At 71.9% G+C, this 21,815-nt stretch carries 22 protein-coding genes and 1 riboswitch; of the genes, 11 read left to right on the top strand and 11 right to left on the bottom strand.

Annotated features, from left to right (window positions below; translation table 11 throughout):
* Positions 1 to 22: 22 nt before the first annotated feature.
* The 4 genes from groL to thrC all read right to left on the bottom strand — a co-directional run bounded on the left by groL (position 23) and on the right by thrC (position 4,272).
* Positions 23 to 1,651 (bottom strand): chaperonin GroEL, encoded by a 1,629-nt coding sequence (gene groL, locus AMK29_RS34600; protein ID WP_055598877.1) that lies wholly within the window; start codon positions 1,649 to 1,651, stop codon positions 23 to 25.
* Positions 1,652 to 1,982: 331 nt separating this feature from the next.
* Positions 1,983 to 2,186, bottom strand: a complete 204-nt coding sequence (locus tag AMK29_RS34595) for a cold-shock protein (protein WP_015035246.1) — start codon at positions 2,184 to 2,186, stop codon at positions 1,983 to 1,985.
* Positions 2,187 to 2,671: 485 nt separating this feature from the next.
* Positions 2,672 to 2,947 carry a MoaD/ThiS family protein gene (locus tag AMK29_RS34590; protein ID WP_055642141.1) on the bottom strand — a complete coding sequence of 92 codons (276 nt, stop codon included), beginning with the start codon at positions 2,945 to 2,947 and terminating at the stop codon, positions 2,672 to 2,674.
* A gap of 14 nt (positions 2,948 to 2,961) precedes the next feature.
* Positions 2,962 to 4,272, bottom strand: coding sequence for a threonine synthase (gene thrC, locus AMK29_RS34585; protein WP_073820041.1), 1,311 nt, complete (start codon positions 4,270 to 4,272; stop codon positions 2,962 to 2,964).
* Positions 4,266 to 4,424: riboswitch (SAM riboswitch) on the bottom strand. It overlaps the preceding gene by 7 nt.
* A 120-nt stretch (positions 4,425 to 4,544) precedes the next feature.
* On the opposite strand from thrC, the gene AMK29_RS34580 reads away from it, so the two are divergent.
* The 3 genes from AMK29_RS34580 (at position 4,545) to AMK29_RS34570 (ending at position 8,382) form a co-directional block, all read left to right on the top strand.
* On the top strand, positions 4,545 to 5,486 hold the full coding sequence (locus AMK29_RS34580) for a glucosyl-3-phosphoglycerate synthase (protein WP_073820040.1): 942 nt from the start codon (positions 4,545 to 4,547) through the stop codon (positions 5,484 to 5,486).
* 38 nt (positions 5,487 to 5,524) lie between these two features.
* Entirely contained in the window at positions 5,525 to 6,892 is a 1,368-nt protein-coding gene (locus tag AMK29_RS34575; protein WP_073820039.1) for a hypothetical protein, read from the top strand.
* Between the two features lie 134 nt (positions 6,893 to 7,026).
* Positions 7,027 to 8,382, top strand: coding sequence for an alpha,alpha-trehalose-phosphate synthase (UDP-forming) (locus AMK29_RS34570; RefSeq protein ID WP_073820038.1), 1,356 nt, complete (start codon positions 7,027 to 7,029; stop codon positions 8,380 to 8,382).
* Here the strand turns inward: AMK29_RS34570 and AMK29_RS34565 are convergent.
* The gene (locus AMK29_RS34565) at positions 8,372 to 8,716 is read right to left on the bottom strand and encodes a winged helix-turn-helix transcriptional regulator (RefSeq protein WP_073820037.1); all 345 of its coding nucleotides are present in this window, start codon (positions 8,714 to 8,716) and stop codon (positions 8,372 to 8,374) included. The two genes, AMK29_RS34570 and AMK29_RS34565, sit on opposite strands and share 11 nt — an antisense overlap.
* 98 nt (positions 8,717 to 8,814) lie before the next feature.
* Between AMK29_RS34565 and AMK29_RS34560 the strand changes: the two genes are divergently transcribed.
* On the top strand, positions 8,815 to 9,699 hold the full coding sequence (locus AMK29_RS34560) for an NAD(P)-dependent oxidoreductase (protein WP_073820036.1): 885 nt from the start codon (positions 8,815 to 8,817) through the stop codon (positions 9,697 to 9,699).
* A 71-nt stretch (positions 9,700 to 9,770) separates the two neighbouring features.
* Here AMK29_RS34560 and otsB read toward each other — a convergent pair whose 3' ends face one another.
* The 3 genes from otsB to AMK29_RS34545 are packed head-to-tail and all read right to left on the bottom strand — an operon-like array spanning position 9,771 to position 12,243.
* On the bottom strand, positions 9,771 to 10,613 hold the full coding sequence (gene otsB, locus AMK29_RS34555; protein ID WP_073820035.1) for a trehalose-phosphatase: 843 nt from the start codon (positions 10,611 to 10,613) through the stop codon (positions 9,771 to 9,773).
* 58 nt (positions 10,614 to 10,671) lie between these two features.
* Positions 10,672 to 10,941, bottom strand: a complete 270-nt coding sequence (locus tag AMK29_RS34550) for a DUF3263 domain-containing protein (protein ID WP_073820034.1) — start codon at positions 10,939 to 10,941, stop codon at positions 10,672 to 10,674.
* A gap of 18 nt (positions 10,942 to 10,959) precedes the next feature.
* Complete coding sequence (locus AMK29_RS34545) at positions 10,960 to 12,243, bottom strand: ABC transporter substrate-binding protein (protein WP_073820033.1); 1,284 nt, start codon at positions 12,241 to 12,243, stop codon at positions 10,960 to 10,962.
* Positions 12,244 to 12,461: 218 nt separating this feature from the next.
* On the opposite strand from AMK29_RS34545, the gene AMK29_RS34540 reads away from it, so the two are divergent.
* The 4 genes from AMK29_RS34540 to AMK29_RS34525 all read left to right on the top strand — a co-directional run bounded on the left by AMK29_RS34540 (position 12,462) and on the right by AMK29_RS34525 (position 16,208).
* Positions 12,462 to 13,412: an ROK family protein gene (locus tag AMK29_RS34540; RefSeq protein WP_073820032.1), complete on the top strand. Its 951-nt coding sequence runs from the start codon at positions 12,462 to 12,464 to the stop codon at positions 13,410 to 13,412.
* Complete coding sequence (nagA, locus tag AMK29_RS34535) at positions 13,412 to 14,557, top strand: N-acetylglucosamine-6-phosphate deacetylase (protein WP_073820031.1); 1,146 nt, start codon at positions 13,412 to 13,414, stop codon at positions 14,555 to 14,557. The genes AMK29_RS34540 and nagA overlap by 1 nt, the downstream gene beginning before the upstream one ends.
* A gap of 152 nt (positions 14,558 to 14,709) precedes the next feature.
* Positions 14,710 to 15,636: a 1-phosphofructokinase family hexose kinase gene (locus tag AMK29_RS34530; RefSeq protein WP_073820030.1), complete on the top strand. Its 927-nt coding sequence runs from the start codon at positions 14,710 to 14,712 to the stop codon at positions 15,634 to 15,636.
* Between the two features lie 155 nt (positions 15,637 to 15,791).
* Positions 15,792 to 16,208, top strand: a complete 417-nt coding sequence (locus AMK29_RS34525; RefSeq protein ID WP_073820029.1) for a hypothetical protein — start codon at positions 15,792 to 15,794, stop codon at positions 16,206 to 16,208.
* 105 nt (positions 16,209 to 16,313) lie between these two features.
* Here the strand turns inward: AMK29_RS34525 and AMK29_RS34520 are convergent, their stop codons facing one another.
* Both AMK29_RS34520 and cdgB read right to left on the bottom strand, forming a co-directional pair.
* On the bottom strand, positions 16,314 to 17,291 hold the full coding sequence (locus AMK29_RS34520; RefSeq protein WP_073820028.1) for a carbohydrate-binding protein: 978 nt from the start codon (positions 17,289 to 17,291) through the stop codon (positions 16,314 to 16,316).
* A 117-nt stretch (positions 17,292 to 17,408) separates the two neighbouring features.
* Complete coding sequence (cdgB, locus tag AMK29_RS34515; RefSeq protein ID WP_073820027.1) at positions 17,409 to 19,103, bottom strand: diguanylate cyclase CdgB; 1,695 nt, start codon at positions 19,101 to 19,103, stop codon at positions 17,409 to 17,411.
* Positions 19,104 to 19,359: 256 nt separating this feature from the next.
* On the opposite strand from cdgB, the gene AMK29_RS34510 reads away from it, so the two are divergent.
* Positions 19,360 to 19,923 (top strand): flavin reductase family protein, encoded by a 564-nt coding sequence (locus AMK29_RS34510; protein ID WP_073820026.1) that lies wholly within the window; start codon positions 19,360 to 19,362, stop codon positions 19,921 to 19,923.
* A gap of 116 nt (positions 19,924 to 20,039) precedes the next feature.
* Here the strand turns inward: AMK29_RS34510 and arfB are convergent, their stop codons facing one another.
* Positions 20,040 to 20,477 carry an alternative ribosome rescue aminoacyl-tRNA hydrolase ArfB gene (arfB, locus tag AMK29_RS34505; protein ID WP_073820025.1) on the bottom strand — a complete coding sequence of 146 codons (438 nt, stop codon included), beginning with the start codon at positions 20,475 to 20,477 and terminating at the stop codon, positions 20,040 to 20,042.
* Positions 20,478 to 20,592: 115 nt separating this feature from the next.
* Here arfB and AMK29_RS34500 point away from each other — a divergent pair, with 115 nt between their 5' ends.
* Entirely contained in the window at positions 20,593 to 21,168 is a 576-nt protein-coding gene (locus AMK29_RS34500; RefSeq protein ID WP_073820024.1) for a TerD family protein, read from the top strand.
* A gap of 113 nt (positions 21,169 to 21,281) precedes the next feature.
* On the top strand, positions 21,282 to 21,809 hold the full coding sequence (locus AMK29_RS34495; RefSeq protein WP_073820023.1) for a GNAT family N-acetyltransferase: 528 nt from the start codon (positions 21,282 to 21,284) through the stop codon (positions 21,807 to 21,809).
* Positions 21,810 to 21,815: the final 6 nt, after the last annotated feature.

Genomic DNA, 21,815 nt, shown 5'->3' with positions numbered 1-21,815 from the left:
ATGAACCACCGATCCCGGAGGATCAGAAGTCCATGTCACCGCCCGGCATGCCGCCGCCGGCCGGCGCGGACGCCTTCTCCGGCTTGTCGGCGATGACGGCCTCGGTGGTGAGGAACAGCGCGGCGATCGACGCGGCGTTCTGCAGCGCGGAGCGCGTGACCTTCGCCGGGTCGATGATGCCCTCGGCGATGAGGTCGACGTACTCGTTGGTCGCGGCGTTCAGGCCGTGGCCGACGGGCAGGTTGCGGACCTTCTCCGCCACGACGCCGCCTTCGAGGCCGGCGTTGACCGCGATCTGCTTCAGCGGGGCCTCGAGGGCCAGCTTCACGATGTTCGCGCCCGTGGCCTCGTCACCCGTGAGGTCGGCCTCGAGCTTCTCGAAGACCGAGGAGGCCTGGAGCAGGGCCACGCCACCGCCGGCGACGATGCCCTCCTCGACGGCCGCCTTCGCGTTGCGAACGGCGTCCTCGATGCGGTGCTTGCGCTCCTTGAGCTCGACCTCGGTCGCGGCACCGGCCTTGATGACCGCGACGCCGCCGGCGAGCTTCGCCAGGCGCTCCTGCAGCTTCTCGCGGTCGTAGTCCGAGTCGCTGTTCTCGATCTCGGCGCGGATCTGGTTCACGCGACCGGCGACCTGCTCGCTGTCACCGGCACCGTCGACGATGGTGGTCTCGTCCTTGGTGATGACGACCTTGCGGGCGCGGCCCAGCAGGTCGAGGCCCGCGTTCTCCAGCTTCAGGCCGACCTCCTCGGAGATGACCGTGCCGCCGGTGAGGATGGCGATGTCGTTCAGCATGGCCTTGCGACGGTCGCCGAAGCCCGGGGCCTTGACCGCGACGGACTTGAAGGTGCCGCGGATCTTGTTGACGACCAGGGTCGACAGGGCCTCGCCCTCGACGTCCTCGGCGATGATCAGCAGCGGCTTGCCCGACTGCATGACCTTCTCCAGGAGCGGGAGCAGGTCCTTCACGGAGGAGATCTTGGAGTTGACGATCAGGAGGTAGGGGTCGTCGAGCGACGCCTCCATGCGCTCCATGTCGGTGGCGAAGTACGCCGAGATGTAGCCCTTGTCGAAGCGCATGCCCTCGGTGAGCTCGAGCTCGAGCCCGAAGGTCTGCGACTCCTCGACGGTGATGACGCCTTCCTTGCCGACCTTGTCCATCGCCTCGGCGATGAGCTCGCCGATCTGGGTGTCGGCGGCGGAGATGGAGGCCGTGGAAGCGATCTGCTCCTTGGTCTCGACATCCTTCGCCTGCTCGAGGAGGGCGCCGGAGACGGCCTCGACGGCCTTCTCGATGCCGCGCTTGAGGGCCATGGGGTTGGCACCGGCGGCGACGTTGCGGAGGCCCTCGCGGACGAGCGCCTGGGCGAGAACGGTGGCGGTGGTCGTACCGTCGCCGGCGACGTCGTCCGTCTTCTTGGCGACTTCCTTGACCAGCTCGGCGCCGATCTTCTCGTACGGGTCCTCGAGCTCGATCTCCTTGGCGATGGAGACACCATCGTTGGTGATCGTGGGGGCGCCCCACTTCTTCTCGAGGACGACGTTGCGACCCTTGGGGCCGAGGGTGACCTTGACGGCGTCAGCGAGCTGGTTCATGCCGCGCTCGAGACCGCGCCGGGCCTCCTCGTCGAACGCGATGATCTTGGCCATGTGAAGTGGTCCTCCCGGACATGGGGTGGATAACGCTCCAGGACCGCGCCGACGCCCGCGACGGACGGCCTCCGCGACTCCGTGTGGTTCCTTGCCCCACCCGGCCGGCGACCTCGTCGTGCTCGATCCTCGTAGCACTCTCACCTGCCGAGTGCTAACGCCAATGATTAGCACTCGACCTATGAGAGTGCAAGCGACTCTCGACGATCGGGACGTCAGGGGAGTGGTACGGGGAGGCCGGGGAGAGTCCGGGAAACGCACGAGGGGTCCGCATCCCCTCAGGGATGCGGACCCCTCGACGGCGTTGCGTCGGTGGCCGATCGCGCCGCGCTCAGACGGCGAGCTTGACCATGTCCGCCTGCGGACCCTTCTGGCCCTGCGAGATCTCGAACTCGACTCGCTGTCCCTCTTCGAGGCTGCGGTAGCCATCCATCTGGATCGCGCTGTAGTGGACGAAAACATCCGCACCACCGTCGACCGCGATGAAGCCGTAGCCCTTCTCCGCGTTGAACCACTTGACGGTGCCCTGAGCCATGCCTAACTCCCCTATTACTGGCCCTTGCGCGGGACCGCACTTCGCGGACCCGGGTCAGACCCTGCGCCGGAACGCGTCGACCGCGGCTGAATGTATCTGCCCAACTGCCCTCTGCAACAGGTCAATCGAGCGAGAATTCTGGGCGCCGCGGAATGGTGAATAGGGGGGAATCCCTTGAATTACGGGGCAAGTCGGGCCCGGCAAAGTACGCAGAAGGTACACAAGGCACACACACTTTGGCTGCTTCTTGTCGCGCGGGGACGCATTCTCATATGCGCCCGGCATGAGCAGCGGAGGGGACTTCCCCAACTCTACCGCGCTCAACCATGCAGAATTGCCCCCTCCGCTTTATGGCGCGGAAGGGGCAATTCGAGATCTTCGAGAAAGATGGGGCCGAGCAGCCGGCGTCAGCCCCGGGCACCGTGCCCGACGGTCAGCCTCCGGCACTGTGCCCGACGGTCAGCCTCCGGCACTGTGCCCGACGGTCAGCCTCCGGCGACGGCCGGGATGATCGAGACGCCCGCGCCCGCCGGGGTGGCCGTCTCCAGGCCCTGCTCGAAGCGCACGTCGTCGTCGTTCACGTAGACGTTGACGAAGCGGCGCAGCTTGCCCTGGTCGTCCAGGACGCGGGCGGCGATGCCCGTGTGGTTCTTCTCCAGGTCCGCGATGACCTCGGCGAGGGTCGCGCCCTCGGCCTGGACCTCGGACTGCCCGCCCGTGTAGGTGCGGAGGATGGTGGGGATGCGGACGTTCACGGCCATGTCTTCGTAACCTTTCAGAGCGCCAGGCCGGCGTCGCGGAACGCGTCCAGGCTCGGGCGGATGGTGACGGTCGCCTGAGAGGTGTCGGCCACCGCGTCCAGGGTCTTGAGTCCGTCGCCGGTGTTGAGGACGACGGTGGTCAGGTTCGGGTCGATCAGACCGTTCTCGACGAGCTTGCGCGCGACGCCTACGGTCACACCGCCCGCGGTCTCGGCGAAGATGCCCTCGGTCTGCGCGAGCAGCTTGATCGCGTCGACGACCTGCTCGTCGTTCACGTCCTCCACGGCGCCGCCGGTGCGGCGGGCGATGTCGAGGACGTACGGGCCGTCGGCCGGGTTGCCGATGGCGAGCGACTTGGCGATCGTGTTCGGCTTCTGCGGGCGGACGACGTCGTGGCCGGCCTTGAAGGCGACGGAGACCGGGGAGCAGCCCTCGGCCTGGGCGCCGAAGATCTTGTACGGCTTGTCCTCGACGAGGCCGAGCTTGATGAGCTCCTGCAGACCCTTGTCGATCTTGGTGAGCTGGGAGCCGGAGGCGATCGGGATGACGAGCTGGTCGGGGATGACCCAGCCGAGCTGCTCGCAGATCTCGTACGCCAGCGTCTTGGAGCCCTCGCCGTAGTACGGGCGGAGGTTGACGTTCACGAAGCCCCAGCCCTCGCCGAGCGGGTCGCCGATGAGCTCCGAGCAGAAGCGGTTGACGTCGTCGTAGTTGCCCTCGATGGCGACGAGGTCACCGCCGTAGACACCGGCCATGACGACCTTGCCCTGCTCCAGGTCGTGCGGGATGAACACGCAGGAACGGAAGCCGGCGCGGGCGGCCGCGGCGCCGACGGCGCCGGCCAGGTTGCCGGTGGAGGAGCAGGAGAGGGTGGTGAAGCCGAAGGCGCGGGCGGCCTCGATGGCCTGGGCGACGACCCGGTCCTTGAAGGAGTGGGTCGGGTTGCCGGAGTCGTCCTTGACGAAGAGCTTGCCGGGGGCGACGCCGATCTCGCGGGCCAGGTTGTCGGCCTGGACGAGCTTGGTCCAGCCCGGGTTCAGGTTCGGCTTGTCGGCGACGTCGGCGGGGACGGGCAGCAGGGGGGCGTAGCGCCAGATGTTGGCGGGGCCGGCCTCGATCTGCTTGCGCAGCGCCTCGGGGTCACCGGTGGGGAGGTCGTACGCGACTTCGAGAGGTCCGAAACAGAGCTCACAGGCGAAGATCGGGCCGAGGGCGAAGACTTCACCGCATTCGCGACAGGAGAGCCCGGACGCGGGACCGAGGTCGACGGTGGTGGCGGGGGTGACGGTCTGTACAGCCATGGAGGCGAGGCCCTTTCTCCTCATCTTTCCCATGACGAATTTTTCGCCATGAGACGGATTTGGCACCTTCCCTAGCCGGGAGCCTCGCGGGCGCAGCGCGACGACTGCGGACGAGACCGGCTGGAGGGTTGCCGGGGCTTCAACGGGCCGTTTCCCTCTGCCCCTCTGGATGAGCGGTATTCGGTTGTGTGACGCGGGCGGCACCCCGACATGCATCGGGCGTCCGCGTTGTTCAAGACTGTAACCGAAGGCATGGACGGTTGAGATGGTCGTCCGAACCGCGAGATGGAGATCACGTGCTGGAAGAGGTGGAGCGCTGGCTGGACCGGCGGTCCTGGTCGGTGGCCGATCGACCCCTGGAGCGGGTGCTCGCCGCCAAGCGCGGGACGACGGTCAGCGTGGTGCTGCCCGCGCTGAACGAGGAAGCGACGGTCGGGGACATCGTGTCCGTCATCCGGCGCGAGCTGATGAGCGAGTCGGTGCCGCTCGTGGACGAACTGGTGGTGATCGATTCGGGCTCCACGGACCGTACGGCGGAGGTGGCGGCCGCGGCCGGGGCGCGGGTGGTCGCGCGGGACGCGATCCTCCCCCGGATACCGGCGGTGCCGGGCAAGGGCGAGGTCCTGTGGCGGTCACTGATGGTGACCGGCGGGGACATCGTCTGTTTCGTGGACGCGGATCTGCGGGACTTCTCCGCGGACTTCGTGACGGGGATCGTGGGCCCGCTGCTCACCGATCCGGACGTGGACTTCGTGAAGGCGATGTACGACCGGCCTCTCGGCGACGCCCCTGGTCAGGGCGGCCGGGTGACCGAGCTGGTGGCGCGCCCGCTGCTCAATCTGCACTGGCCGCAGCTGGCCGGCTTCGTGCAGCCGCTCGGCGGCGAGTACGCGGCCCGCCGCTCGCTGCTCGAACGGCTGCCCTTCCCGGTCGGTTACGGAGTGGAGCTGGGGCTGCTCGTCGACGCCCTGCACACCGTGGGCCTGGACGCGCTCGCGCAGGTGGACGTGGGGGTGCGCAAGCACCGCCACCAGGACGGGCGGGCGCTCGGCCGGATGGCGGCGGCGATCTACCGGACGGCGCAGCTGCGGCTGTCGCGGGGGCATCTGGTGCGGCCGTGGCTGACCCAGTTCGAGCGGGACGAGACGGGGTTCACCCCGCGGACGTACGCGGTGGACACGGAGGAGCGGCCGCCGATGGCCGAGATCGTGGAGTACGCACGCCGCCGCGTGGCGTAACGCTCCATGATGATGTGTTTTGCCTACATTGCCCTTTTATGCGCTTCAGACAACATCACCTGGGCAGGGTGCTCGCGGCGGTAGGACTGATGGCGGGCCCGCTCGCGCTCGCCGCGGCCGGGCCGGCCGCGGCGGACGTGGTCGAGCCCTTCGGCGAGCGGTACGAGGAGTCGCTGTACGGCGACTTCACCACGATCGGCGGCGCGGTCCGCGCCGACAGAGCCGGCGGCCATGCCTCCGGCACCGGGCGGGTCACGATCCCGCCCGGCGCCGAGGTCGCGTACGCCCGGCTGTTCTGGGGTGGCAGCGACGGCACCCACACCGGCCCCGGCGGCGAACGGCTGCGGCGCTGCGCCCTCTCGGGCGGGGGCGTGACGGCCTCGCCCGGCGACCCCGCCACGACCGCCCCGGTGCTCCGGGTGGGCCCGGCTCCCGCGGCCCCCGTCTCGATCGACAGCATGGTCACCGAGCCGGCCGACACCGCCGGGCCGCACTCCTACACGGGCGAGTCCGATGTGACCGCCGCCTTCGAGGGCGTCACGGGGACGGACGCGCCGATCGCGGTCACCGGCCTCTGGGCCGCGCACGGCAGGGGCTGCACGGCCGGCTGGTCCCTGACGGTCGTCCACAGGTTCCCGCGCCCCGACCCGGCCCACGCCCCCCAGCGGCGGAGCGTCCACGTCTACGGCGGGCACGTCCTCCAGCGCGCGGACTCCCCCGCGACCAGGGTCACCGTCGACGGCCTCCACCGGGTCGCGGGCCCGGTGCGGGTGAGCGCGATGGCGCACGGGGGCGGGTGGAAGACCCGGCCGGGCACCTTCCTCGTCGACGGCGGGAGCGTCGTCGAGCGCCCCGCCGGCACCCACGGCAACCTCCTCGTCGGCGAGGCCGCCGGTGCCGTCCCGCCGGGCGCGACCTCGGCCGTCCTCACCTTCGCCCCGAGCGGCGCCACGTACGTGCCCTCGGCCCTCGCCCTCTCCGTACCGGTGGCGGTCCCGGTCCCGCCGGACCACCCGGCGAAGACCGGGAGCCCGGCGGCCGGGAAGGGGAAGCCGACCCAGGCGGGGCCGACCCCGTCCCGGGCGCCGGTGGACTCGGGCCCCACCCCCACGCCGACAGCGGCGGTCCCGACACCGACGCCGACGGGCGGGACCCCGGCGCCCGTGGACCGCACTCCGGCCCCGGTGGACCCCACGCCCCCGGTGACGCGGGAGCCCGCCGCCCCCGCCGACCCGCCCCCGCCGGCCCCCGGGCCCGCCGTGGACAGCGGGGACAGCGGGGACAGCGGCTCCATGGCCGAGACCGGCGGCAACGGCGAGCGGCTCTGGCTGCTCGGCGCGCTCGCCCTCGCGCTCGCGGCGACGGGCCTGGTCGCGAAGGCGGCGATGCGCGGCCGAGGCGACTGACCCGCCGCGCCCCCCTGACCCCACCCGCGCAGGCCCCTCCGCGCCCCGGCCGCCCGCGACCACCCTCCGTGGCCGGAACCACCCGTCTCGTATACGTACGTTTGAGCGTTTACGGGACGGGCTAGGTTCGCCACATGGCTACTGTGCTCGTCGCATCCAACCGGGGGCCCGTCTCGTACGTGCTCGGTGAAGACGGTTCGCTCGACGCCCGAAGGGGCGGCGGCGGCCTGGTCTCGGGACTGAGCGCCGTGTCCTCCCAGGACAGCCTGTGGGTGTGCGCGGCGCTCGGCGCGGGTGACCGCGAGGCCGTCCGGCGCGGTGTCGGCGAGCCCGGCGTACGGATGCTGGACATCGACCAGGACACGTACGCCGACGCGTACAACGGCATCGCTAACTCGGTGCTCTGGTTCCTCCACCACCATCTGTACGACGTCCCGCGCGAACCCGTCTTCGACGCGGAGTTCCGGCGCCGCTGGGACGCGTACCGGAGCTACAACCGCGCCTTCGCGGAGGCGCTGGCCGCCGAGGCGGACGACGGCGCCGCGGTCCTGGTGCAGGACTACCACCTGGCCCTCGTCCCCGGCCAGCTCCGCGAGCTCCGCCCCGACCTGCGGATCGCCCACTTCACCCACACCCCGTGGGCCTCACCGGAGTACCTGCGGATGCTCCCGGACGACATCCGCGAGGAGCTGCTGCGCGGCATGCTCGGCGCGGACCAGCTGGGCTTCCACACGAAGGAGTGGGCGGCGGCGTTCCGGGGCTGCGCGGGCGACCGCGCCGCGGACACCCGGGTCGAGGTGTACCCGCTGGGCGTCGACGGCGAGGAGCTGCGGGCGCTCGCGTACCGGCCAGGGGTCGACGAGCGGCTGGCCGGGCTCCGCGAGGAGGTCGGCGACCGGAAGACCATCGTCCGCGTGGACCGCACCGAACTGTCGAAGAACATCCTGCGCGGTCTGCTCGCCTACCGCGAGCTGCTGACCGCCCACCCCGAATGGCGCGACCGGGTGGTCCACCTCGCCTCCGCGTACCCCTCGCGGCAGGACCTGGAGTCGTATCGGGCGTACACGGCCTCGGTGGCCACCCTCGCGGACGAGATCAACGCCGAGTTCGGCACGCCGGACTGGCAGCCGGTCCTGGTCTCCGTCAAGGACGACTTCCCCCGCTCCCTCGCCGCCTACCGGCTCGCCGACGTGGCCCTGGTGAACCCGGTCCGCGACGGCATGAACCTGGTCGCGAAGGAGATACCGGTCGTCTCGGAGGGCGGCTGCGCCCTGGTCCTGTCGACGGGCGCGGGCGCCTACGACGAGCTGAAGGAGGACGCCCTCACGGTGAACCCCTTCGACGTCTCGGAGACCGCCGAGGCCCTCCACACGGCCCTGTCGATGCCGGCGGCCGAGCGCGCCGACCGCTCCAAGCGACTCGCGGCGACGGCCACGGCCCTCCCCCCGCAGCGCTGGTTCCTCGACCAGCTGGAGGCCCTCAGGGCGTAGCGTCCGCCCGGTCGCGCCCCCACGCGGCCAGCGGTTCGAGGGCCTCGTTGAGGCGGATGCCGTCCTTCGTCAGGGCGTACTCCACGCGGGGCGGCACCTCGTCGTAGGCGACGCGGTCCACGACGCCGTCCGCCTCCATCTCGCGCAGATGGGACGCGAGGACCTTCTCCGTGATGCCCGGGACGAGCCGGCGCAGCTCCCCGAAACGGCGGTGCGGCTGCTGGTGGAGCGCCCAGAGGATGAGCACCTTCCACTTGCCGCCGATCACCTCCATCGCGGTGTCGATCCCGCAGACGTGCCCACCGCCGGCCTCCGGCCGGTTCGACGTCGCCATACTCCCCACCCCTCCGACCTGCTCGCTCACCCCAGGGTAACCACCCACTTGCAAGTGGGTACTTGAGCAGGTCAGAGGTCGGCAGCAGCCTTGTCGACATGACACGGAACCCCGCTGAGAACTCCCCCGTCACCCTCCTCGGCCTCGGTGCGATGGGCACCGCCCTCGCCCGTACCTGGCTCGACGCCGGCCACCCGCTCACCGTCTGGAACCGCACCCCGGCCCGTGCCGAGGCGCTCGTCCCCGAGGGCGCCAAGGCCGCGGACAGCGCGGCCTCCGCCGTCGCGGCGAGCCCTCTCGTGATCGTCTGCCTCCTCGACGACGCCTCCGTCGGCGCGGCCCTGGACGGCGTCGACCTGACCGGCAAGGACCTGGTCAACCTGACCACCACGACCCCCGCCCAGGCCCGGGCCCGCTCGGCCTGGGCCGAGGAGCGGGGGGCCCGCTACCTGGACGGCGGCATCATGGCCGTCCCGCCGATGGTCGGTGTCCCGGAGGCCGGCGGGTACGTCTTCTACAGCGGCTCGCGGGAGCTGTTCGAGGAGCACCGCGAGACCCTCGCCGTCCCCGTCGGCACGAACTACGTCGGTGAGGACGCCGGGTTCGCGGCGCTGCACGACGTGGCCCTGCTGAGCGCCATGTACGGCATGTTCGGGGGCGTCGCGCACGCCTTCGCCCTGATCCGCAGGGAGGACATCGACCCGACCGCGTTCGCTCCGCTGCTCTCCGGCTGGATCGCGGCGATGGCGGGCCCCGCCGTGCTGCAGACCGCCGCCCAGCTCAAGAGCGGCGACCTCACCGCGGACGTCGTCTCCAGCCTGGAGATGCAGGTGGCGGGCACGGCGACCCTCCTGGCCACGGCCGAGCAGCAGGGCGTCAGCCCGGAGCTGATCGAGCCCTACTTCGCACTGATGCGCCGACGGCTGGCCGTGGGCAGCGGAGAGGAGGACCTGACGGGCCTGGTCGACCTGCTCCTGAGGTGAGCGGGCCGGGCCCCCGGCCCGCTCGGCCCCTCCTTGCCCGTGGCCCCGGGCCCCCGCCGGTCCGGCCCCGCTCAGTCCCCCCGTACCGCCGTCGCCAGCGCCGCCAGGAAGTCCACGACCTCCGACGGGCCCGCCACCGCGAGGTCCGCGCGCTCGGTGAGTTCCGGCACCTCGGTGGAGCCGCTGCACACCAGGAGGCCCGGGGTGCCGTCGGAGCGGAGCTTCTCGACGGCGGCGAAGGCGGGCAGGTCGCCCAGGTCGTCACCCGCGTACAGCACCGACCCGGCACCCACCTCCCGTACGTACTCGGCGAGCGCCACGCCCTTGTCCATGCCCGGGGGCCGCAGCTCCAGGACCATCCGGCCCGGTTCGAGCATCAGGCCGTGGTGGGTGGCGAGCTCGCCCAGCGGGCCCTTCAGCGCCTCGAAGGCCCGCTCGGGGTCGGAGGCGCGGCGGGTGTGGACGGCGACCGCGCGGCCCTTCTCCTCGATCCAGACGCCGGGCCAGGCGCCGGCCCGGTCCAGGAAGCCGGGGAGTTCGGCGCGGACGGAGGCCACTCCGGGGTGCGGGGCGGCGGCCTGGACGGTGCCGGTGACGGCGTCCCAGCGTTCGGCGCCGTAGTGGCCGAGGACCACCAGGTGCTCCAGGCCGGCCACACCGGCGAAGCCGCCGTAGCGGACGGCGACCCCGGCGGGGCGTCCTGTCACCACGGCGACGGAGGCGACCCGGGGGGCGAGGGCGGCGAGCGCGGCGACGGCGCCGGGGTGGGCGCGGGCCTGTTCGGGGTCGGGGACGATCTCGGCGAGGGTGCCGTCGAAGTCAAGGGCGACGACGGCCTCCTCGGGCCGCGCGAGAAACGCGGCCAGACCGTCGCGACCGGCGGATGTGGTCGGGTGCGGAAGGCTGCTGACCATGCCCCGACCCTACCCACGCGAGCCGCCCGTCGTCAGCGGGGCGTCCTCCTCGGCGGCCTCAGCGCCGCTGCTGCCGCTCGGCCCGGACCCGGCGCAGGCGGTTGACGGTCACCGGGTCGTGGGCGAGGGCGCGCGGATCGTCGAGGAGCGCGTTGAGGAGCTGGTAGTAGCGGGTCGGGGAGAGCCCGAGCCGCTCGCGTACCGCCCGCTCCTTGGCGCCGGGCCCGGGCCAGGAGCGCCGCTCGACGGCGAGGAGGGCCCGTTCGCGCTCACCGAGCCCGCTCTCGTCGTCGTGGGCGGCGTGCGCCGCTTCCCGGTCGTCGGTCATAGGACCAACCTATTACCCCTACTCGGCGTTCTCCGCCGCCGTCGCCAGTCGGCCGATGGAGCCGAGGACGTCGGCGGGGCGTCCGGCCGGGGTGACGGCCTTGCCGATGTTCTGCTTGATGTTCTCGCTGACCTTGGCCCAGGAGGTCTTGCCGACCGGCGGGAGCTGGCTGTCCGGGAGCGTCTTCAGGAAGACCCGGAGGTTGGCGTGCTCGGCGTCGGTCTCCATGCGGGTGGAGGCGCTGACGGTGACCGGCAGGAGGTCGTTGTCGCCGGCGAACTTCAGCACGTTCTCGTCGCTGAAGACGAAGTTCAGGAAGTCGCCGATCTCCTTGCGGTGACCGTTCTGCTTGAAGCCCATGATCCAGTCGGCGACGCCCATGGCGGCCTTCGCCGGACCGTCGACGCCGGGGAGCGGTACCTGCCCGACCTCGACGCCCTTCTTGGCGGCCTCCTTCAGGAGCGAGGGGTGGCCGTTGAGCATGCCGACGTCGCCGTTCGCGAAGGCGGCGAAGGCGGCCTTGCGGTTGAGCTTGGCGGGGGCGACGGGCCCGGTGAGGCCCTTGCCGACCAGGTTCTTCTTGAGCCAGTCGAAGGTGTGGACGTTGGCGTCGGAGTCGATGGCGTACCGGTCGGCGCCGTCGGTCCAGCCGCCGCCGCCGCTGAGCAGCCACATCAGGGCCTCGGCCTGCGCCTCCTCGGGGCCGAGCGGCAGCGCGAACGGGGTGGCGACACCGTTGTCCTTCAGCTTCTCGGCGGCGGCGGCGAGCCCGGCCCAGGTGGTGGGGGCCTCGGCGCCGGCGTCCTCGAAGAGGGCCTTGTTGTAGAAGAGGGGCCGGGTGGAGGCCACGAACGGCATGCCGTACTGGGTGCGCTTGTGCTCGCCGGCGGCGACGAGCGGGGCGAGGAAGTTGGCCTGTACGGGTATGGAGAGCAGCTCGTCGGCGGCATAGAGCTCGCCGGCGGCCGCGTAGTCGGCGTAGGCGCCGATCTGCGCGATGTCGGGGGCCTGGTCGGCCTCGACCATCTCGGCGACCTTGCGGTCGACGTCGTCCCACGACTCGACCTGTACCTCGACGGTGACTCCGGGGTGCTTGGCCTCGAAGGCGGCGACGAGGTCGGACCAGTACTTCTTGGTGGTGTCTCCGCCGGTGAGGTCGTAGTCGGCGGCGACCAGTCTCAGGGTCACGTCGCCGGAGTCGCCCCCGAGGGAGCCGCAGCCGGCGACCGTGGCGGTCAGGCCGAGTGCGGCGGCGGCCGCGGTCAGTCCAAGGAATCGTCGCCGCTCCACGGCTTCATCCACCTTTTGCTCGTCGTTGAGCTGCTCCGAGCGTCTTGTTCGCCCTGCGCAGGGCCGCAATTCTCTCCCGGCGGCCGACTGAGGTCTACACCACTGGGGTGTCACTTCCGCAACACCGGCGGGAGCATGGCCGTATGACGGGCCCCGATTTTGTATCCGTACGCAACAATCCTCGGCAGTGGACTAGACCTTTTGGGTACCCGCGCGCCAGACTGTCCCCCGTGAGACACGTCATCGCCCTGGATGTGGGCGGCACCGGCATGAAGGCCGCCCTCGTCGGGGCGGACGGCACACTCCTCCACGAGGCCCGCCGCGCCACCGGACGCGACCGCGGCCCCGAGGCGGTCGTGGAGACGATCCTCGGCTTCGCCGAAGACCTCCGCACCCTCGGCGCGGAGCGGTTCGGACAGCCCGCCGCGGCCGCCGGAGTCGCCGTCCCCGGAATCGTCGACGCCGAGAACGGCATCGCCGTCTACGCCGCCAACCTCGGCTGGCGCGACGTTCCCCTCCGCGAACTCCTCAGCGGCCGCCTCGACGGCATCCCCGTCGCCCTCGGCCACGACGTCCGCACCGGCGGCCTCGCCGAAGGCCGCATCGGCGCGGGCAACGGCGCCGACCGCTTCCTCTTCGTGCCCCTCGGCACCGGCATCGCGGGCGCCATCGGCATCGGCGACCGCATCGAGGCCGGCGCCCACGGCTACGCCGGCGAGATCGGCCACATCGTCGTCCGGCCCGGCGGCACCGCCTGCCCCTGCGGCCAGCGCGGCTGCCTGGAGCGGTACGCCTCCGCCTCCGCCGTCTCGCAGGCCTGGGCCGAGGCCAGTGGCGACCCGGACGCCGACGCCGCCGGCTGCGCCAAGGCCGTCGAGTCCGGCGACACCGCCGCCCTCCGGATCTGGCAGGACGCCGTCGACGCCCTCGCCGACGGCCTCGTCACCGCGCTCACCCTGCTGGACCCGCGCACGCTCGTCATCGGTGGCGGTCTGGCCGAGGCGGGGGAAACCTTGTTCACACCACTCCGGGCCGCGGTGGAGGAGCGAGTCACGTTCCAGAAGCTGCCCGCCATCGTCCCGGCAGCCCTCGGGGACACCGCCGGATGCCTGGGCGCGGGCCTTCTCGCCTGGGACCTGCTCGCCGACCAGCACTCCACCGACTCGGAGGTTTCCACCTGATGGCCGATCACAAGGTTCTCGCCGGCGCACACGTCGTGCTGCCCACCGGGATCGTCGAGAACGGACGCGTGATCGTCACGGGTGACCGCATCACCGGCGCAGCTCCCGAGGGCGCGCCCGTCGTGGACCTGACCGGCCACTGGCTCGTCCCCGGCTTCGTCGACATGCACAACCACGGCGGCGGCGGCGCCTCCTTCACCTCCGGCACCGTCGACGAGGTCCTCAAGGGCGTCCACACCCACCGGCTGCACGGCGCCACCACCGTCGTCGCCTCCTTCGTCACCGGCGAGATGGACTTCCTCACCCACCGGGCCGGGATGCTCTCCGAGCTCGCCGAGCAGGGCGAGATCGCCGGCCTCCACTTCGAGGGCCCGTTCATCTCCCCCTGCCGCAAGGGCGCCCACGACGAGACGCTGCTGCGCCACCCCGACCCGGCCGAGGTGCGCAAGCTGGTCGACGCCGCCCGGGGCCAGGCCAAGATGGTCACCCTCGCCACCGAGCTGCCCGGCGGCATCGACTCCGTACGCCTCCTCGCCGAGCACGGCGTGATCGCCGCCATCGGCCACACCGACGCGACGTACGAGCAGACCGTCCAGGCCATCGACGCGGGCGCGACCGTCGCCACCCACCTCTACAACGCGATGCCCGGCCTCGGTCACCGCGCGCCGGGCCCCATCGCCGCCCTCCTGGAGGACGAGCGGATCACCGTCGAGCTCATCAACGACGGCACCCACCTCCACCCCGCCGCCCTGGAGTTCGCGTTCCACCACGCGGGCCCCGCGCGCGTCGCCTTCATCACCGACGCGATGGACGCGGCGGGCTTCGGCGACGGCCGGTACATGCTCGGCACGCTCGAGGTCGAGGTGAAGGACAGCGTCGCCCGCCTCGTCGAAGGCGACTCCATCGCCGGCTCGACCCTCACCCTGGACCGCGCGTTCAAGCGCGCCGCCACCATCGACCGCCTCCCCGTCCCGGCGATCGTCGAGGCGATCTCCGCCAACCCCGCCCGGCTCCTCGGCGTGTACGACCGCGTCGGCTCGCTGGAGCCCGGCAAGGACGCCGACATCGCGGTCCTCGACGCCGAGTTCAACCTCAAGGGCGTCATGCGCAAGGGCCAGTGGATCGTGGACCCGACGGCGGCCTGAGCGGGGTACGGGCCGTCTGATCAGGGGTCATACGAGAGGCGGTCGGCCGGGGGTCTGGGCCAACCGCCTTTCGTTTGGCATGATCAGTGCCCGTCGGAACGTGTGTTCCGCAGGACTTCACACGGAGTACACGGAGCACGGGGGTCGAACAGGTGATTCTCACGGTCACCCTCAACACGGCGCTCGACCTGACCTACCGGGTCCCCGCCCTCACCCCGCACGCCTCGCACCGGGTCACCCAGGTCGTCGAACGCCCCGGCGGCAAGGGCCTCAACGTGGCCCGCGTCCTCGCCGCCCTCGGCCACGAGACCGTCGCCACCGGCTTCGCGGGCGGCGCGACCGGTGCCGTGCTCCGGGACCTGCTCGCCGCGACGCCGGTCCGGGACGAGCTGGTCGGGACCGCCGGCCCCACCCGCCGCACCGTCGCCGTCGTCGATTCCGCGAGCGGCGACACCACGCAGCTCAACGAGCCCGGGCCGACGGTCACGCCCGCCGAGTGGGCCGCGTTCCGCGTCCGCTTCACCGCGCTCCTGGACGGCGCCGAGGCGGTCGCCCTCTGCGGCAGCCTCCCGCCGGGCATCCACGTCGGGGCGTACGCGGAACTCGTCCGGCTCGCCCGCGCGGCCGCCGTGCCCGTCCTCCTCGACACCAGCGGCGAACCCCTGCGGCGCGGCATCGCCGCCCGCCCGGACCTGGTCAAGCCCAACGCCGAGGAGCTGGCCCAGCTCACCGGCTCCCGCGACCCGCTGCGCGCGACCCGCGACGCCCGACGCCGGGGCGCCCACGCGGTCGTCTCCTCGCTCGGCCCCGAGGGCCTGCTCGCCGCCACCCCCGAGGGCCTCTGGCGCGCGACCCCGCCGGCCCCGGTCAAGGGCAACCCCACAGGCGCCGGCGACTCAGCCGTCGCCAGCCTCCTCTCAGGCCTGGTGGACGCCACCCCCTGGCCCGACCGCCTCGCCCGAGCAGTCGCCCTGTCAGCGGCGACGGTCCTGTCCCCGACGGCCGGCGACTTCGACGCGCCGGCTTACGAGGAGCTGCTGCCGCAGGTGACGCCGGAACAGCTCAGCGACTCCGCGTAACGTCCGGCTGACGGCCCATCACCGACTCTCGCTCTCATTCAGGCAGGCGCCTCATGATCGAATACCGGCCACAACAGACAATCCCCGTGGACGCGCTTCGAACTAGCGAGCGATAATGTCGCGACCGCAATCAGTCACCGCTCAGGGGGAATCTCATGCGCCGTCACATCGCCACCACCGCCGGGCTCCTCGCCACAGCCGTGACCCTGTCCGTGTCGATGACGGGTACGGCCCACGCCGCGGAGTACACCGGGGACGCATCGTGCAAAACCACGGGCGCCCACGGTGAGATGACCTACTCGAACTACCACGGCCCCGATGCCAACGTGAAGATCCACTTCGCCCTGGACGACGTCCAGGCCGATGGTTACGGGGTACGGCTGCGGCTGGTGTCCACCGACGTCTGGGGAAAGACGCACTACTGGCCCTGGCGCACGAACACCCAGGGCTACGGGACGCGCAGCACGTGGGACACCACGGCCTCCCACCCCAACGGGCTCTTCAACATCGGGGTGCAGGTGGCCCGTGCCAACAGCGCGGGCACCATCGTCAACAGCTGCATCGGCTGGTAGGCCGCAAACCCGCCAGATTGATCACGCCGAGCGAAGGACCTGTGGGCGGCGCACATCGCGCCGCCCACAGGTCGACTCCGTATCGCCTCCGATGAAGGCGATTTCTCAGCCCTTTCCGGTGTGACCGGCTTCCAGGTAGACCTGGTCGAGGACCGCCTCGCAGGTATCGCCCGCCTCGCACGAGATCTTGAGCGCGTTCGTGCCCTTGTTCAGGTTCACGTAGGCGTACGTGTAGGTCCAGCTCTTCTCCCAGTCGCCCTCGGCGGCCTTCGCGAAGTTGGACATGTTCAGCCCTCGGGGCTGTTCGCTGTTGACCGTCAACGAGGTCTTGGCGTCCTTGCCCGGCACGCTGTAGGTGATGCGGAGCGTGTACTCGCCGGACTCCGGCACGTCGACCGACCAGCTGGCCGAGCCGCCCACCCCGTTGAAGCTCACGTAGGCGCCGTCAGCGCCCTTCGCTCCCTTTATGGTCTTGTCGAGGCTCGCCGGGCCACCCAGCTTGAGGATCGCCGCGTCCTGCTTCGGCAGCTCCGCCGGGGTCTTGTCCGCGCTCGGTTCCGGGGTGGGCTTCTCGGAGACCTGGGCGGGGGCGGTCGCGGTCGTGCCGCCGCCGGCCTGGTTGCCCTTGTCGTCCTTGTCGCCGCTGTTGCTGATCACGGCGGCCGCGATGCCGATCACCACGACCGCGACGACCGCGACGGCACCGACGAGGAGCCCCTTGGTGTTGGGGCCACGGCCGGAGCCACCGCGCTGCTGCTGCGGCGGCGGGGACTGTCGCGGCGGGCCGCCGTACGTCTCGGGGGCGGCGTACTGCGCCTGGGGCTGGCCGTACGGGGCCTGCTGCTGCGGCGGGACGTAGGCCTGCCCGTGCCCCTGGGTCGGCCCGCCGTACTGACGCTCGCCGACCGTTCTGACCTGGTTGTACGAGGTCCGGGGCACGCCGGGCTGAGCCGCCGCGGGGCCGGGGTAGCCGTAGCCACCACCCTGCGGGGGCTGTGCGCCCGCTGCCTGACCGTCCGCGTACAGGTAGCCGAACGGGTCGTCGTTCTCGGGCTTGTTCGCGCCGTCGTTACCGGCAGCCATCCGGGTTCCTCTCCATGCTCGCCAGCCGTCGCCGACCGGCCGAGCCTACCCCGAACGGACCTACCCCCGAAGCGGCCCCAGCGTCGCCGGGGGCATGCCGAGGGTGTGTTCCGCGCCTCAGCCCGCGCGCCGGTGGAGCTTGGCGCGGGAGCGTTTCTCCACGTACATCCGCTGGTCGGCGGAGTTCAGGACCTCTTCCACGGACATGCCGCATTCGGCCCAGCCGATGCCGAAACTCGCCCCCACGCGGACCGCCCGGCCGTCCACCCGGATCGGCGGAATGATCGCGTTGCGGAGGCGTACGGCCAGGTCGGCGGCGTCGGCCGCGCCGAGGCCGTCGGCGAGGACGACGAATTCGTCACCCCCGAGCCGGGCGACGGTGTCCCCGTCCCGCACGCCGGTGGTGAGCCTCCGCGCGACCTCGATGAGGACGGCGTCACCGGTGTGGTGACCGAAGCGGTCGTTGATCGACTTGAAGCCGTCGAGGTCGCAGAAGAGGACGGCGAGGCCCTTGGTGCCGTCGTCGGTCTCACCGCCCGAAGGGGCGACGAGGTGGACGTGGTGGTCGTACGGCCCCACGCCCCCGGCCGGCTCGAAGCCGAAGCCGTGCTCGTGTTCGTGCTCGTACGGCACCTCGTATCCGGAGGGGCCCGGGGCGCCGAAGGTCTCGTAGCCCCCGTCGCGAGCGGAGTCGTACCCGCCGGCCTGCGCCGCCACGGCCGGTGCCGCCGGGCGCTCGCAGAGCCGGGCGGAGAGCCGGGAGCGCAGCTCGGCGCTGTTGGGGAGGCCGGTGAGGGCGTCGTGCGAGGCGCGGTGGGCGAGCTGGAGCTCGTGGCGCTTGCGCTCCTCGATGTCCTCGACGTGGGTGAGGAGGAAGCGGGGCCCGTCGGCGGTGTCGGCGACGACCGAGTTGCGGAGGGACACCCATACGTACGTGCCGTCGCGCCGCCCGAGCCGCAGCTCGGCCCGGCCGCCCTCGGCGGAGGTCCGGAGCAGGGTGCCTATGTCCTCGGGATGGACGAGGTCGGCGAAGGAGTAGCGCCGCATCACGGAGGCGGGCCGGCCGAGGAGCCGGCACAGGGCGTCGTTGGTCCGGAGGAGCCGGCCGTGCTGGTCGCCACCCATCTCGGCGATGGCCATGCCGGAGGGGGCGTACTCGAAGGCCTGGCGGAAGGACTCCTCGCTGGCGCGGAGGGCCTGCTGCTCCCGCTCCAGGCGGACCAGGGCGCGCTGCATGTTGGAGCGGAGGCGGGCGTTGCTGATGGCTATCGCCGACTGGGAGGCGTACATCTGGAGCGCCTCCTGGCCCCAGGGGCCGGGGTGCCGGCCGTTGCGCGGGCGGTCGACGGATATGACGCCGAGGAGCTCGCGGCCGGAGCCCGACGCGTACATGGGGGCGTAGAGGCGGTCGTGCGGGTGCCACTCGTCCTCGAAGCGGGGCGCGGGGCCGTCGGTGTGCCACTGGGGGACGTCGTCCTCCATGAGCACCCAGCCCTCGGTGTGCGGGATGAACCGCAGGTCGCCCCAGGCGTCCGCCATGGCGAGGCGTCGCTCCCAGGAGGCGCGGGAGCCGACCCGGCCGGTGATCAGGGCCTCGGCGGCGGAGCTTCCGGCGAAGGCGGCGACGACGAGGTCACCGTCGGGGCGTACGAGGTTGACGCAGGCCAGCTCGTAGTTGAGACCGGCGACGACACCGTCGGCGACGGTCTGCAGGGTGTCCGCCAGGCTGCGCGCAGTGTTGAGGTCCGCCACGACCTGATGCAGCTGCCGCAGGGTCGAGAGACGGACGTACGGCTCCGACTCGGTCTCCATCGCTCGCTCTCCCCGAGACCTCGACAGCAACTCCAGGGTTCTCATCGGCTTCGTGTTGCACTGTCCCCGCCACTGAATCACAGCGAGCTGCGTAGCCGGTACACAGGGTCAGCAAATACTCGCCTCTGTGACTCAAGTCACAGCAGGTCATCGCGGGTCGGGCCGGCGCCGCCCCGGGTCCTAGGACCGGCGGGGGTGCCGGACTGGTCCCCCCGCCCGATGCGGCCCCCGGACCGCCCGGACTAGCGTGCGAGGTGTGCTGCAGAAGACGCCCGCCTCGCCCCCCGTGTCCGATCTGGCCATCCCTCATGCTGAGGGGGTGAGCAACGACGACTTCCGGGCGGCGATGTCCCGCCTCGCGGCGGGCGTGGTCCTCGTGACCGCGCACGACCCCGACGACGGCCCGCGCGGCGAGGACGTCGGCATGACGGCCACCGCCTTCGTGTCGGTCTCCCTCGATCCGCCCCTGGTCCTGGTGAGCCTCCGCAACGGCTCCCGCATGGACGACCTGCTCACCGACGTCCCTGTGTGGGCGGTGTCGATCCTCTCCGAGAACCAGCGGCACATCGCCGGGCGCTTCGCGATGAAGAACCGCGTCAGCGACCGGCTCCTCTTCGCCGACCTGCCGTACACCCGCGGCGGGACGAGCGGCGCCCCGCTGATGGGCGGCGCGCTGGCGACGCTGGAGTGCCGTACGGAGAGCCGTGTCGTGGCCGGTGACCACACGCTCGTCGTGGGCCGGGTCCTGGAGGTCGGCGCGGTGGCCGCGGAGGGCGGGCCGCTCACGTACTACCAGGGGAAGTACCGGCACCTGTCCTGACGGCCCCGGGCTCCGGTGGGCGCGGGCCGCGATCCGGTGGGCGCGGGCCGGGCTTCCGTGGACGCCGGCCGGGCTCCTGCGGGCGCGGGCCGGGTTTCCGGCGGGGCCGGCCGTGCTCAGCCCCAGTCGCGCGACTGGCGGGTGCGCTTGGTCTCCGAGCGCTGCTTCTTCTCCCGCAGCCGCCGCTCGTTGATCCCGCGCGGGATCTTCGTCGGCCTGCGGGGCTTCGGCGGCGGGGCCGTCGCCTCGGCGAGGAGCGCGGCCAGCCGGACCGCCGCCGTCTCGCGGTTGCGCCACTGGGAGCGGTGCTCCGAGGCGCGGACCGTCACGACCCCGTTGACGAGGCGGGTGGCCAGTCGCTCCAGGGCGCGGGCCTTCCACACCTCGGGCAGCGACTCGGTGGCCGCGAGATCGAAGCGCAGCTCGACCTGGGAGTCGCTGGTGTTCACATGCTGTCCGCCCGGACCCGACGAACGCGAGAAACGCCACTGGAGCTCGGCCTCGGGGAGCGAGACGGAGCCGCGGATGGGATACGGACCGGACATGCCCCCCATGTTCCCCGCAGGGGGCCATCGGAGTCATCCTGTTTTCGCCGGGAGGCCTCCGGGAACCGCCGGAGGCGCGCACGCGTTTCTCCAGGCGACGACATCACGATGAAAGGGACTTTCCATGGCTGTGAGCCTGTCCAAGGGCGGCAACGTCTCTCTGACCAAGGAGGCCCCGGGCCTCACCGCTGTCACCGTGGGCCTCGGCTGGGACGTCCGTACGACCACCGGCACCGACTTCGACCTCGACGCCTCCGCGATCGGTGTGGACGCCGCCGGGAAGGTCGCCTCCGACGCGCACTTCGTGTTCTTCAACAACAAGTCGACGCCGGACCAGACCATCGTGCACACCGGTGACAACCGCACCGGCGAGGGCGGCGGCGACGACGAGCAGATCAACGTCAACCTCGCGGGCCTCCCGGCGAACGTCGACAAGATCGTGTTCCCGGTCTCCATCTACGACGCGGTGAACCGCTCGCAGAACTTCGGCCAGGTGCGGAACGCGTACATCCGCATCATCAACCAGGCCGGCGGCGCCGAGATCGCCCGCTACGACCTCTCCGAGGACGCCGCCGTCGAGACCGCCATGGTCTTCGGCGAGCTCTACCGCAACGGCGCCGAGTGGAAGTTCCGCGCGGTCGGCCAGGGCTACGCCTCGGGCCTTGAGGGCATCGCCCGCGACTTCGGCGTCAACCTCTGACCCAGGAGGCCTCGCCCCCCGCGCCGTCCCCGGCGTATCCCGTCGGCCCCTGACGCGTCGACACGGTGAGAGCCCCGGTCCGGATTCCCGGCCGGGGCTCTACCCTTGCCCGCGTGATCGTCGAAGCCCTCGTGCCCAAGGCCCTGGAGGACGGTGCGGCCCTCCCCGCTCCGCTGCTCACCGAACTCACCGCGCTCTACGCGTCCGACGAGAGGTTCCAGCAGCTCAGCGGTGACGTCCCGGACCCGTCCGACATCCGCCCCGAGCAGGTCGCAGCCGCCCTCGCCGACGAGCTCGCCGAGCCCACCGCCGAAGTCCTCCTGGCCCGCTCCGAGGGCCGGCTCGTCGCCGTCGCCGTGACGCTCGGCCGCCACCCCGACCCGGCGGAACCGGAGCCGTGGCTCGGGCTCCTCCTGGTCCACGCGGACGAGCGGCGCGCCGGCCACGGGAGCCGGCTCGCCGCGTACGTCGAGGACCGCTTCCGCGCCGAGGGCCGCACCGGCCTCCGGCTCGCCGTCCTGGAGAACAACCCGGACGCGCTGGCCTTCTGGACCTCCCTCGGCTACGAGGAGACCGACCGGCGCCCGGACCGCGTCCACGGCCGCCCGTGCGTGGTGCTGCGCAAGGGCCTGGCCTCCTGAACCCGG

The organism is Streptomyces sp. CB02261, from assembly GCF_001905665.1.
Lineage (GTDB): Bacteria > Actinomycetota > Actinomycetes > Streptomycetales > Streptomycetaceae > Streptomyces.
The sequence above is the reverse complement of the archived record's forward strand: the minus strand, read 5'-3'. Positions and strand labels throughout refer to the sequence as shown.

Excerpts from the sequence above, each read along its gene's own strand:
- AMK29_RS34500 (WP_073820024.1), top strand. The coding sequence starts at position 20,593 with ATGGCTGTGAGCCTGTCCAAGGGCGGCAACGTCTCTCTGACCAAGGAG.
- thrC (WP_073820041.1), bottom strand. The coding sequence starts at position 4,272 with ATGAGGAGAAAGGGCCTCGCCTCCATGGCTGTACAGACCGTCACCCCC.
- AMK29_RS34565 (WP_073820037.1), bottom strand. The coding sequence starts at position 8,716 with ATGGCGACGTCGAACCGGCCGGAGGCCGGCGGTGGGCACGTCTGCGGG.
- arfB (WP_073820025.1), bottom strand. The coding sequence starts at position 20,477 with ATGGGGGGCATGTCCGGTCCGTATCCCATCCGCGGCTCCGTCTCGCTC.
- AMK29_RS34575 (WP_073820039.1), top strand. The coding sequence starts at position 5,525 with ATGCGCTTCAGACAACATCACCTGGGCAGGGTGCTCGCGGCGGTAGGA.
- cdgB (WP_073820027.1), bottom strand. The coding sequence starts at position 19,103 with ATGGAGACCGAGTCGGAGCCGTACGTCCGTCTCTCGACCCTGCGGCAG.
- otsB (WP_073820035.1), bottom strand. The coding sequence starts at position 10,613 with ATGGTCAGCAGCCTTCCGCACCCGACCACATCCGCCGGTCGCGACGGT.
- nagA (WP_073820031.1), top strand. The coding sequence starts at position 13,412 with ATGGCCGATCACAAGGTTCTCGCCGGCGCACACGTCGTGCTGCCCACC.
- AMK29_RS34520 (WP_073820028.1), bottom strand. The coding sequence starts at position 17,291 with ATGGCTGCCGGTAACGACGGCGCGAACAAGCCCGAGAACGACGACCCG.
- AMK29_RS34570 (WP_073820038.1), top strand. The coding sequence starts at position 7,027 with ATGGCTACTGTGCTCGTCGCATCCAACCGGGGGCCCGTCTCGTACGTG.
- AMK29_RS34525 (WP_073820029.1), top strand. The coding sequence starts at position 15,792 with ATGCGCCGTCACATCGCCACCACCGCCGGGCTCCTCGCCACAGCCGTG.
- AMK29_RS34595 (WP_015035246.1), bottom strand. The coding sequence starts at position 2,186 with ATGGCTCAGGGCACCGTCAAGTGGTTCAACGCGGAGAAGGGCTACGGC.
- groL (WP_055598877.1), bottom strand. The coding sequence starts at position 1,651 with ATGGCCAAGATCATCGCGTTCGACGAGGAGGCCCGGCGCGGTCTCGAG.
- AMK29_RS34590 (WP_055642141.1), bottom strand. The coding sequence starts at position 2,947 with ATGGCCGTGAACGTCCGCATCCCCACCATCCTCCGCACCTACACGGGC.
- AMK29_RS34550 (WP_073820034.1), bottom strand. The coding sequence starts at position 10,941 with ATGACCGACGACCGGGAAGCGGCGCACGCCGCCCACGACGACGAGAGC.
- AMK29_RS34560 (WP_073820036.1), top strand. The coding sequence starts at position 8,815 with ATGACACGGAACCCCGCTGAGAACTCCCCCGTCACCCTCCTCGGCCTC.